The organism is Agrobacterium sp. (assembly GCF_032092815.1).
In the GTDB taxonomy this organism is placed as follows: Bacteria; Pseudomonadota; Alphaproteobacteria; order Rhizobiales; family Rhizobiaceae; genus Agrobacterium.
Genome location: NZ_DAMDBP010000074.1, coordinates 1 through 11,302 on the forward strand (window position 1 = coordinate 1; position 11,302 = coordinate 11,302).

General features: G+C 56.1%; 11 protein-coding genes. 2 read left to right on the forward strand and 9 right to left on the reverse strand.

Annotated features, from left to right (window positions below):
- The 7 genes from RT613_RS22935 to RT613_RS22965 all read right to left on the reverse strand — a co-directional run.
- Window positions 1-388 (reverse strand): F0F1 ATP synthase subunit epsilon (locus RT613_RS22935; protein ID WP_313618681.1); only part of this gene is annotated, 388 nt, incomplete at its 3' end.
- Between the two features lie 74 nt (window positions 389-462).
- Window positions 463-1,920 (reverse strand): F0F1 ATP synthase subunit beta, encoded by a 1,458-nt coding sequence (gene atpD, locus RT613_RS22940; RefSeq protein ID WP_313618682.1) that lies wholly within the window; start codon window positions 1,918-1,920, stop codon window positions 463-465.
- A 23-nt stretch (window positions 1,921-1,943) separates the two neighbouring features.
- On the reverse strand, window positions 1,944-2,822 hold the full coding sequence (locus RT613_RS22945; RefSeq protein ID WP_313618683.1) for a F0F1 ATP synthase subunit gamma: 879 nt from the start codon (window positions 2,820-2,822) through the stop codon (window positions 1,944-1,946).
- 28 nt (window positions 2,823-2,850) lie between these two features.
- On the reverse strand, window positions 2,851-4,380 hold the full coding sequence (atpA, locus tag RT613_RS22950; protein WP_313618684.1) for a F0F1 ATP synthase subunit alpha: 1,530 nt from the start codon (window positions 4,378-4,380) through the stop codon (window positions 2,851-2,853).
- Complete coding sequence (locus tag RT613_RS22955) at window positions 4,380-4,946, reverse strand: F0F1 ATP synthase subunit delta (protein ID WP_313618685.1); 567 nt, start codon at window positions 4,944-4,946, stop codon at window positions 4,380-4,382. The genes atpA and RT613_RS22955 overlap by 1 nt, the downstream gene beginning before the upstream one ends.
- Before the next feature lie 261 nt (window positions 4,947-5,207).
- Entirely contained in the window at window positions 5,208-5,594 is a 387-nt protein-coding gene (locus RT613_RS22960; protein WP_313618686.1) for a DUF4345 domain-containing protein, read from the reverse strand.
- 92 nt (window positions 5,595-5,686) lie between these two features.
- Window positions 5,687-7,915 carry a primosomal protein N' gene (locus tag RT613_RS22965; protein WP_313618687.1) on the reverse strand — a complete coding sequence of 743 codons (2,229 nt, stop codon included), beginning with the start codon at window positions 7,913-7,915 and terminating at the stop codon, window positions 5,687-5,689.
- Between the two features lie 141 nt (window positions 7,916-8,056).
- On the opposite strand from RT613_RS22965, the gene RT613_RS22970 reads away from it, so the two are divergent.
- The gene (locus RT613_RS22970; RefSeq protein WP_313618688.1) at window positions 8,057-8,992 is read left to right on the forward strand and encodes a tyrosine recombinase XerC; all 936 of its coding nucleotides are present in this window, start codon (window positions 8,057-8,059) and stop codon (window positions 8,990-8,992) included.
- Window positions 8,993-9,101: 109 nt separating this feature from the next.
- On the forward strand, window positions 9,102-10,193 hold the full coding sequence (locus RT613_RS22975; protein ID WP_409558888.1) for a TraB/GumN family protein: 1,092 nt from the start codon (window positions 9,102-9,104) through the stop codon (window positions 10,191-10,193).
- 3 nt (window positions 10,194-10,196) lie between these two features.
- On the opposite strand, the gene RT613_RS22980 is transcribed toward RT613_RS22975, so the two are convergent.
- Entirely contained in the window at window positions 10,197-10,667 is a 471-nt protein-coding gene (locus RT613_RS22980; protein WP_313618690.1) for a DUF2867 domain-containing protein, read from the reverse strand.
- A 103-nt stretch (window positions 10,668-10,770) separates the two neighbouring features.
- Window positions 10,771-11,302 (reverse strand): FAD-dependent oxidoreductase (locus tag RT613_RS22985; RefSeq protein WP_313618691.1); only part of this gene is annotated, 532 nt, incomplete at its 5' end.

An 11,302-nucleotide genomic window follows, 5' to 3' on the forward strand; every position in this document is an offset into this window, starting at 1 on the left:
GCAGGTTCGTCAGTTCGTAAAGGTGCTTTTCAAGCTTGGTCAGATGCTCGTGGTGGTGGCTACCGCCCTCGATTTCAGCCTTCGCTGCATCGATACGCTTCTGCAATGTGTCAGGGCTGATTTCGTCAGCCGAAACTGCAGATTCAGCAAGCAATGTGCAGCCGGTTGGCAGAATGTCTGCAAAACCGCCAAACACCACGTATTTGTGTGTTTCACCAGAGGCAAATTTCACCGTTACGAGACCTGGCTTGATCGTCGTCATTACCGGAGCATGGTTTGCCAACACCGTCATCTCGCCAAGAGTGGCAGGAATGACGACTTCAGTAACCGTTTCGGAAACGAGCAGGCGCTCCGGAGAAACAAGTTCGAATTTGAAAGTGTCGGCCATGGCTATTCACTTCTTGTTTTGTTGCGCGACAGACAGAGGCGCGTGGAAAAGCCACGCGCCCTTCTTATGCATTATCAAGCGGCTTCAGCAGCCAGCTTCTTTGCCTTTTCGATAGCTTCTTCCATCGAACCGACCATGTAGAACGCAGCTTCTGGCAGGTGATCGTATTCACCGTTTACCAGACCCTTGAAGCCCTTGATGGTGTCTTCGAGAGCAACGAGCTTGCCCGGAGAACCGGTGAAGACTTCAGCCACGAAGAATGGCTGCGACAGGAAGCGTTCGATCTTACGAGCGCGGGCAACAGCCAGACGGTCTTCTTCAGACAGTTCGTCCATACCGAGGATGGCGATGATGTCCTGGAGAGCCTTGTAGCGCTGCAGTGTCGACTGAACCTTACGAGCCACTTCGTAGTGCTCTTCGCCAACGATCATTGGGTCAAGCATACGGGATGTGGAGTCGAGCGGGTCAACAGCCGGGTAAATACCCTTTTCAGCGATCGAACGCGACAGAACGGTCGTTGCGTCCAAGTGGGCGAACGATGTTGCTGGCGCCGGGTCGGTCAAGTCGTCGGCAGGTACGTAAATAGCCTGAACCGAGGTGATCGAACCCTTTGTCGTTGTGGTGATGCGTTCCTGCATCTGGCCCATGTCGGTTGCGAGCGTCGGCTGGTAACCCACAGCAGAAGGGATACGGCCGAGCAGAGCGGACACTTCGGAACCAGCCTGCGTGAAGCGGAAGATGTTGTCCACGAAGAACAGAACGTCCTGACCCTTGTCGCGGAAGTCTTCAGCGATGGTCAGACCGGTCAGAGCAACACGTGCACGTGCACCTGGTGGTTCGTTCATCTGGCCGTAAACCAGCGCAGCCTTGGAGCCTTCACCACCGCCGTGCTTGTTAACGCCGGACTCGATCATTTCGTGGTAAAGGTCGTTACCTTCGCGGGTACGTTCACCCACGCCAGCAAATACCGAGTAACCACCGTGAGCCTTGGCCACGTTGTTGATCAGTTCCATGATGAGAACGGTCTTGCCAACGCCAGCGCCGCCGAACAGGCCGATCTTACCGCCCTTTGCGTAAGGAGCGAGAAGGTCAACAACCTTGATGCCGGTAACCAGGATCTGGCCTTCGGTCGACTGGTCGACGTAGGATGGAGCTTCCTGGTGGATAGCGCGCTTGCCGGAAGTGACCAGCGGGCCAGCTTCGTCAACAGGCTCACCAATAACGTTCATGATACGACCGAGCGTCTCAGGACCAACCGGAACGGTGATCGGAGAACCGGTGTCGCGAACTGCCTGACCGCGAACCAGACCTTCGGTCGAGTCCATGGCGATCGTGCGAACGACGTTTTCGCCGAGGTGCTGTGCAACTTCGAGAACCAGACGGTTGCCCATGTTGTCAGCTTCAAGCGCGTTGAGGATCGCAGGCAGGTCGCCTTCGAACGCCACGTCGACAACAGCGCCGATAACCTGCGTAACCTTGCCAGTCGCGGTTGTGCTCGCTGCGGTTTTCTTGGGGGTAGCTGCCTTAGCCATTATCCTTACCCTCTTTCCTTACCTCAGAGCGCTTCCGCGCCCGAAATGATTTCAATGAGTTCCTTGGTGATCTGAGCCTGACGCTGACGGTTGTAGGACAGCGTCAGCTTGTTGATCATCTCACCGGCATTGCGCGTTGCGTTATCCATCGCGCTCATCTTGGCGCCCATTTCACCGGCAACGTTTTCGAGCAGAGCCCGGAAAACCTGAACCGAAATGTTGCGCGGAATAAGATCTTCCAAGATGGAAGCCGCATCCGGCTCGTATTCGTAGATTGCAGTCGTCGCTGTCTGCTCAACTTCAGTAGCCGGCGCAGCAGCAGGAATAAGCTGCAGGCCTGTCGGCACCTGGCTGATAACCGATTTGAACTCGGAATAGATCAGTGTGCAGACATCGAATTCACCGGCGTTGAAACGCGCAATGATCTTCTTGGCAATCTGGTCGGCGTTTTCGAAACCGATCTTCTTCACTTCACGCAGTTCAATGCGCTCAATGATGTTCGATGCGAATTCGCGACGCAGGCTGTCGTAGCCCTTTTTACCAACGGTCATGATTTTGACCGTCTTGCCTTCGGAGATCAGCTTGCGAGCACGATCACGGGCAAAACGGGAAATCTGCGAGTTGAAACCACCGCAAAGACCACGCTCGGCTGTGCAGACGACGAGCAGATGCACGTCGTCCTTGCCGGTGCCGGTCATCAGAGCAGGAGCCACATCTGCCTCAACCGCCTGGGCGATATTGGACAGAACGGAGCTCATGCGCTGTGAATATGGCCGGGCAGCCTCAGCAGCCTCTTGCGCACGACGAAGCTTCGCCGCGGCGACCATTTTCATCGCCTTGGTAATCTTCTGTGTCGCCTTGACCGAGGCAATGCGGTTTTTCAGATCCTTTAGTGAAGGCATCCGTTATCCGTCCCAGTGTGAACCCTAATCAGGCGAAAGACTTTGCGAAGCTATCCAGAGCAGCCTTGAGCTTGCCCTTGGTGTCGTCGCTAACAGCCTTTTCCGTGCGAATGGTGTCGAGAATGCCCTTGCCTTCCGAACGGAGGTAGGACAGCAGACCCTGCTCGAACTTGCCGACCTGGTTCACAGCAACCTTATCGAGGTAACCGTTCACGCCAGCAAAGATCACGGCAACCTGTTCTTCCGTCTTGAGCGGCGAGAACTGTGGCTGCTTGAGAAGTTCTGTCAGACGCGCACCACGGTTCAGCAGCCGCTGAGTGGAAGCATCAAGGTCCGAACCGAACTGAGCAAATGCAGCCATTTCGCGGTACTGAGCGAGCTCACCCTTGATGGAGCCTGCAACCTGCTTCATGGCCTTGATCTGAGCGGCAGAACCAACGCGCGAAACCGACAGACCGACGTTAACAGCCGGACGGATACCCTGATAGAACAGGTCGGTTTCAAGGAAGATCTGGCCGTCGGTGATCGAGATCACGTTGGTCGGAATAAACGCGGAAACGTCGTTACCCTGGGTTTCGATAACCGGCAGAGCGGTCAGCGAGCCTGCGCCCATTTCGTCGGAGAGCTTTGCAGCGCGCTCGAGAAGACGGGAGTGAAGGTAGAAAACGTCACCAGGATAAGCTTCGCGGCCCGGAGGACGACGCAGAAGAAGCGACATCTGACGGTAGGCAACAGCCTGCTTGGAAAGGTCGTCGTAACCGATCAGCGCGTGCTGGCCGTTGTCACGGAAGTATTCGCCCATTGCGCAACCTGCGAACGGAGCCAGATACTGCATTGGAGCAGGATCGGAAGCGGTCGCGGCAATGATGATCGAGTACTGCAGTGCGCCACGCTCTTCCAGAACCTTAACGAACTGGGCAACGGTCGAACGCTTCTGACCGATAGCAACGTAAACGCAGTAAAGCTTGTCACCATCAGGACCATTGTCGTGAATGGCCTTCTGGTTGAGGATCGTGTCGAGAATGATCGCGGTCTTACCGGTCTGGCGGTCGCCGATCACGAGTTCGCGCTGGCCACGACCAACCGGGATCAGGGCGTCGATAGCCTTGAGACCTGTGGACATTGGCTCATGAACCGACTTACGCGGAATGATGCCAGGAGCCTTGACGTCAACGCGCGCACGCTTCGCGGCATTGATCGGGCCTTTGCCGTCGATCGGGTTGCCGAGAGCGTCGACCACGCGGCCGAGCAACTCAGGACCGACAGGAACGTCAACGATGGCGCCGGTCCGCTTAACGGTGTCGCCTTCCTTGATGTCACGGTCAGAACCGAAAATAACCACACCGACATTGTCGGATTCGAGGTTGAGCGCCATACCGCGGATGCCGCCTGGGAACTCGACCATTTCACCAGCCTGAACATTGTCAAGGCCGTAAACGCGAGCGATACCGTCACCAACGGACAGAACCTGGCCGACTTCCGAGACTTCAGCCTCGTTGCCGAAATTTTTGATTTGATCTTTCAGAATTGCGGAAATTTCCGCGGCGCGGATATCCATCAGCCAACCTCTTTCAGTGCAAGCTTAAGGGTGGAAAGTTTGGTGCGAAGAGACGTGTCGATCTGGCGGGAACCGACCTTGACGATCAGGCCACCGAGGATCGACGGATCAACGGTTACGGAAACCGCTACATCCTTGCCAGTGACGCTCTTCAGCGCCGCCTTCAGTTCAGTTTCCTGCGCTGCATCCAGCGCATGTGCCGAAGTCACTTCGGCAGTGATTTCGCCGCGATGTGCGGCAGCAATTTCGCGATAAGCGCGCACCATGCCGGGAACGGCAAACAGGCGGCGGTTCTTAGCGACAACCTTGAGGAAATTCGCAGCAAGCGTCTTCAGGCCGGCCTTCTCGCAAATAGCTGCGATCGCCTTACCCTGATCTTCCGACGAAAACACCGGGCTTGCTACCAGACGCTTCAAATCGTCACTCTCGTCGAGCAACGCCTGAAATGCATCGAGATCGGCCCCGACCGCCTCTACAACACCCGCTTCAAGAGCAAGCTCGAAAAGCGACGACGCATACCTTTCCGCTACACCGGATGTTCCATGGGAGGTATCTGCCACTGGCACTTTTTCCCTGCTTATCATCCAAGAACGACAAGTCGCGGCAGCAACTTGCTCAAATTCTTGAAATCGTTTCAATTTCCCCGAAAAAGGCTAAAGTTTTCCCCCTCACCTTTTCGAATTTCGCGGTCCGTCTAGCATAGGATGCCGGGACTCGCAACACGGGTAATAACGGAATAAGGCTTTAGGGCAACAGGAAAGCAGAAAAAAATGCGAAATCCCCATTCCTTTGCCAAAAGCGCCACACCTCAGGCGTTTCAGCCAGCTTCACACCAACCCGAAAACATAGAGCAACGGCAAGGCAGCAAGCAGAAAATTCACAACCAGAAGTAGGCAATTTCGCCATGTTGTGCCACCATCCGAAAGGATGGAAAGAATGGCGCCGAACACAGAAAGACCAAAAGCAGCACCAAATGCCAGATAGACCATCGGCTGTGCCAGAAGCAGTGCGGAGGCCCCCAGGCCGAGATAAAAGCCGGCAAGAGACGAGCGGATCAGCACGAAACCATCATTGCGTTCGCGGCTGGATTGCAGTGCAAACAGACGCAGGGTGATCCCCGGCGCAAAAAGCATCAACGATCCGATCAGGGCTGAAACGGATGCAGCCAGAAATGCCAGTTGTTCTCCAAACTCGGTTGGAAAGTAAAATTCCATGATTGCCAGCCCCTCGCCTCAAATCAGTTTCCCTTGCCGACTTACAACATCGACCTGAAAAGCGGAATCGATATTTCAGCCGCGCGCTGCCCTCACAGGAAACTTTGCGGATCGATATCCACCTGCACATGAACGCTGCCACGTTCCTTTGGACCGTTGGCCAACATGGCACGCATGAAGGCCTGCATATCGGAATTGCGCTTGCCATGAACCAGTAGCCGGAAGCGGTAACGACCGCGAATAAGCGCAAGCGGCGCTTCTGCCGGTCCAAGCAGTGCGATGCCTGGCGCCTGTGGTGCGGCCATGCGCAGCGCTCTGGCATGACTTTCCGCGTCAGCGCGTGTTTCAGCAGAAATGATGATCGAGGCCAGTCGCCCAAAGGGTGGCAACAGCGCCTTTTCCCGTTCAATGATTTCACGCTCGTAAAACGCGCTGGCATCACCTGACACAATGGCCTGCATGACCGGATGCTGCGGCTGGTAGGTTTGCAACAGGCCATGGCTTTTCAGACCGGTACGTCCGGCACGACCTGTCACCTGCGAAAGAAGCTGGAAGGTGCGTTCTGCGGCACGCGGATCGCCATTGGCCAATCCCAGATCGGCATCAACAATGCCAACAAGCGTCATCAACGGGAAGTTATGGCCCTTTGCCACCAGCTGTGTACCGATAACGATATCCACCTCGCCATTCGCAATCGCTTCCAGTTCAAGCCGCAAACGTTTCATACCGCCCGGCATGTCGGACGATAGAACAATGGTTCGCGCATCGGGGAAGTGTTTTTCGACCTCTTCTGCAATGCGCTCCACGCCGGGGCCACAGGCCGCCAAATGATCGAAGGTGCCGCATTCGGGGCAATGGTCGGGCGTCTTTTCACTGTAACCGCACTGGTGGCATTGGATTTGCTCCCGAAAACGGTGTTCGACCAGCCAGCTTGCGCATTGCGGGCATTGAAAGCGGTGTCCGCACACGCGGCAGAGCGTCAGAGGGGCATAACCACGCCTGTTCAAAAACAGCAATGACTGTTCGCCACGCTCGATGGTCTTGCCAATTCCCCGTAACAACACCGGCGACAGAAAGCCCCCGCGCTCCGGCGGGTGGCGGCGCATATCCACCAGATGCAGGTCCGGCAATGCCGCGTCGCCAAAACGTGTATGCAGATGAATGAGATTGTAACGCCCTGAATTGCCGTTGACCTGGCTTTCCACCGATGGCGTTGCCGAAACTAGCACAACGGGAAAATCTGCGATACGCGCCCGCACCACCGCCATGTCACGGGCATTGTAAAACACGCGGTCTTCCTGCTTGTAGGCAGGATCGTGCTCTTCATCGACAATGATCAGACCGAGATTATCGAACGGCAAAAACAGTGCCGAGCGCGCACCTGCGACCACCCGTACCTCACCGGTCGAAGTCTGCCGCCACACCTTTTCTCTGGTTTTGGGCGCAAGTTCGGAATGCCACTCGGCCGGTTTTGAGCCGAAACGATCCTGAAATCGCTCCAGAAACGCAGCCGTCAGCGCAATTTCTGGCAAAAGGATCAGCACCTGTTTGCCTTGCCGCAGGGCTTCGGCAACGGCCTCAAAATAGACTTCCGTCTTGCCCGATCCCGTCACGCCATCGATCAGGGAAACGGCAAAACCGCCTTTGCGCTGATCTTCGAGAATTTCAGAGGCCGCCTGTTTCTGTGGCCCTTCAATCCGAGCCTCGACATAATCAGGATCAGGTTCAGCCACCACGGGCGGAGCAGGCAGAAAAACCGTCTCGAACACGCCCTGTTTTGCCAGACCGTCAATGACACTGGTGGAAACGCCAGCCGCATGGGCAAGGCCGCTTTTGCTCCAGGTGTGGCCCTCTTCCGCAAGCTCGATCACCCGCTGACGCGCCAGCGTCATGCGTTCGGGCCGACCTTCACCCAGGCGCAAACCCTCTACCATTGGCTCCGGCTCAAAGGCCGCCGGCGCACGAAGCGCCATGCGCGCCACCAGCCCCGGCGGAGACAGGGTATAGGCCGCCACCCAGTCGATGAAGCGGCGCATTTCTGTTTTCAGCGGCGGACAATCAAATGCCTTGGTGATCGGCCTTAACTTCTTGGGATCAACGGTTTTACCGTCGCCCTGTTCCTTGTCCCATACCACGCCGATAACCTGACGCGGCCCGAGCGGAACCTGCACGACAGTCCCTGGTTCCACCACCATGTCTTCGGGAACGGAATAGCTGTAGGGGCCTGGAGCCGGCATCGGGACCAGAACCGGCACGCTATTGCGCGCTACGGGTACCGGATCGAATAATGCACCAAACAGGTCGGTCGAATCTTTTGCCATTGTGCCGCGACCATGCCTTTTCACAGCCAAAAAAGAAACCGCAAACAACGATGCCAGGAACCATGGAGCTTGGCAATTTTAACCAAATGCTGATCCGCAGGCATTATCTTCGGCACCCACCGAACAACCGGAGCATGAGACGTGTCCGAAATTCTGACCTTTGCTGATCAGGCTTTGCTTGATGAAAGACAGGCGTGGCTTGCGACATTGCAGGGCGAACGCCGACTTTCCGACAATACGGTCGAAGCCTATGAGCGCGATACCCGCCAGTTCCTGATGTTCCTGACGGGCCATCTCGCTGCACCGGCGGCAATCAAGGACATTTCCGATCTGCGGCCTGCCGACTTGCGCGGCTTTCTGGCGTCACGCCGACGGGATGGTGCTGGTGCACGGTCGCTTGGTCGTCATTTGGCGGGTTTACGGTCTTTCCTGCATTATCTGGAACGCAAGGGACTGGTCAAAACGGCAGGCGCAAATGCTATCCGCACGCCCAAGCAACCGAAATCCCTGCCAAAACCGCTGACCGACAGGCAGGCGCTAAACCTGACACAAACCGAAACACAGATGCATGAAGAACCCTGGATCGCTGCCCGCGACGCAGCGGTTCTTTCCCTGCTCTATGGCTGCGGCCTTCGTATTTCAGAAGCGCTGAACCTGCGCATCACAGACATTCCGAATGGCAGCAGCGCACTACGCATCACCGGCAAAGGCGGTAAGACACGGCTTTTCCCATTATTGCCTGTCGTTGCGGAGGCCATCGAGACCTATCGCAAGCTCTGCCCTTACCATGTGCCCCATGACGAGCCGATGTTTTTAGGCGCCCGGGGCGGGAAGCTGCAACCGGCCATCATCCAGCGCGGCATGCAAAAACTGCGCGGTGCTTTCGGTCTGCCGGATACGGCAACACCCCATGCCCTGCGGCACTCCTTCGCCACGCATCTGCTGGCAGGCGGCGGCGATCTGCGCACCATTCAGGAGCTGCTGGGCCATGCCAGCCTGTCCACCACCCAGATCTATACTGGCGTCGACACCGCACGCCTGCTGGAAATCTACGACAATGCCCATCCGCGCGCCTGACGCCTGAACGGAACGGTTGTAGCGTCCGCGCATTAACCAATTTCATTAATACAATCGCGACGTCGTCGGCATAAAAAACCAGTAGCGTAACTACGGGATTGGCATGGTCATGACTGGTGGATTTAACACAGAGCGTTTTCTCGGTTGGAAACTGCCCCGTCCTGGCAGTGCCATGCTGGGCCTGTGCGCCCTGTTCCACATCACACTCGTGACCATATTGCTCCTGACGTTGCTTGGCATCAAACCGGCAAGAGCCGAAGAGGATGTGAGCTGCGTTGGTCAGGATCTCGTTGAGATCATGCAGCGTGACGAGCCGCAGAAATATCAAAACCTGCTGGCCGAGTCCGATAAGGTCCTGAACGGCAAAGGAACGTTCTGGCGCATCGAAAAGGACGGCATTGCCCCCTCCTACCTGCTGGGCACCATGCATGTCACTGACCCCCGAGTGTTGAAAATGCCAAATGGCGCGCAGGAAGCATTTGCCAGCGCAAAGACGGTGGTGGTTGAGTCAGACGAAATCCTTGATGAACAGAAGGCCGCTGTCGCAATTTTCGTCAGACCTGATCTTTCGATGTTCATCGACGGAAAGTCCATTACCGACATGCTGTCAGAGCAAGACAAACAGCGTCTGGAAGATGGCTTGAAACAGCGCGGCATTCCGCTGGCCTCGGTTATGAAGATGAAGCCATGGATCCTGGCAAGCTTCGTGGCTCTGCCGGCCTGTGAGATCAAACGAAAAGCGCAAGGAGCATCCTTCCTCGACAAGAAAATTGCCGAAGATGGTGTTGCCGCTGGAAAGTCTATCAAAGGATTGGAAACGCTGGTCGAACAGATACAGGCCATGGCTGATCTACCGATGGAATTCCACGTGAAAGCCCTGGTGGAAACCTTGAGCCTAGGCGACCGCATGCAGGACATTATCTGGACGATGACCGATCTCTACCTGCAGGAAAATGTCGGCGCGATCATGCCGATGATTACGGCTGTCACACCAGTCTCTGCCGGCGCGGATGAAGATGGCTATGCCAGATTCGAAAAGCGGATTATCACCGATCGCAACCATGTGATGGCAGAAAGAGCCGCGCCCGTTCTGGCAGAAGGCTCCGTCTTCATGGCCGTGGGTGCCTTGCATCTGCCTGACGAAGAAGGCGTCATCGAACTTCTGCGCAAACAGGGTTATACGCTGACCCGAGTCAACTGATCATCAGCCGTCAATGGCAACCTTGTGAATACCGCGGCTCACCTTTTTCAGGGTGGCTGGAACGATGCGCCGGTGAACGGGCGCAACAAACATCATATAGACCCAGCCCAGCCAGTTCTTCCGGTTGACCAGTGTCGTGACACTGATTGTCTGATCACTCTCTTGGCCATTCACATCAATCACGATGCGGAAATCGAGATGGTGGTCATCAAAACCCATCACCGTTCTGTCGGCCGTTGATGCAATAATCGGAAAACCGCCAGCACTTTCGCCGGCCGAAAGCTGTACCGTCTTCAGGCCGAACAGGCGCACCACGCCATTGCGCAATCGCATCAGAAACGAAACCCATCCCGGCGGATTTTCGAGAATGAGACGTGCTGCCGTCAGCGACGTCAACCCCTTTTCTTGCAGGGTACCTTCAAAACGATCCGCCCAATTGAACGAAAACGGCAACGGCTCCGACAAAAATTTCATGTTCGACCTCGACATTCACGGAGGCCAAGCATTCACCGATAAGCGCAAAAACAAAAGGCGGCGAATTGTCGCCGCCTTTCATAACAGATGAAATCAGAGATGATTACATGTGGATTGGCTTGAAGAAGGTTGCGAGCGCCGCTTCCTTCACCGCTTCCGACATGGTCGGGTGTGCGTGGCATGTACGACCGAGGTCTTCGGAAGAACCGCCAAATTCCATGATCACGGCAATCTCGTGGATCATTTCGCCAGCGCCGAAGCCAACGATGTGGCCACCGAGAACGCGATCGGTTTCCTTGTCGGCGAGGATCTTCACAAAGCCGTCGGTAACCTGCATGGCGCGGGCGCGGCCATTGGCCGTGAATGGGAACTTGCCAACCTTGTAAGCAACGCCGGCGGCCTTGAGTTCTTCTTCGGTCTTGCCAACCGATGCGATTTCCGGCTGCGTGTAAACAACGCCTGGAATGACGTCGTAATTCACGTGGCCATGCTGGCCAGCCAGAATTTCAGCAAGAGCAACACCTTCATCTTCAGCCTTGTGCGCCAGCATCGGGCCCTTCACCACGTCGCCGATTGCATAAATGCCGGCAACATTGGTCTTGTAGTGAGCGTCGATTTCAACGCGGCCACGGCTA

Coding starts and splice junctions, on each gene's coding strand:
- atpD (WP_313618682.1), bottom strand. CDS start 1,920: ATGGCTAAGGCAGCTACCCCCAAGAAAACCGCAGCGAGCACAACCGCG.
- RT613_RS22945 (WP_313618683.1), bottom strand. CDS start 2,822: ATGCCTTCACTAAAGGATCTGAAAAACCGCATTGCCTCGGTCAAGGCG.
- atpA (WP_313618684.1), bottom strand. CDS start 4,380: ATGGATATCCGCGCCGCGGAAATTTCCGCAATTCTGAAAGATCAAATC.
- RT613_RS22960 (WP_313618686.1), bottom strand. CDS start 5,594: ATGGAATTTTACTTTCCAACCGAGTTTGGAGAACAACTGGCATTTCTG.
- RT613_RS22965 (WP_313618687.1), bottom strand. CDS start 7,915: ATGGCAAAAGATTCGACCGACCTGTTTGGTGCATTATTCGATCCGGTA.
- RT613_RS22975 (WP_409558888.1), top strand. CDS start 9,102: ATGACTGGTGGATTTAACACAGAGCGTTTTCTCGGTTGGAAACTGCCC.
- RT613_RS22980 (WP_313618690.1), bottom strand. CDS start 10,667: ATGAAATTTTTGTCGGAGCCGTTGCCGTTTTCGTTCAATTGGGCGGAT.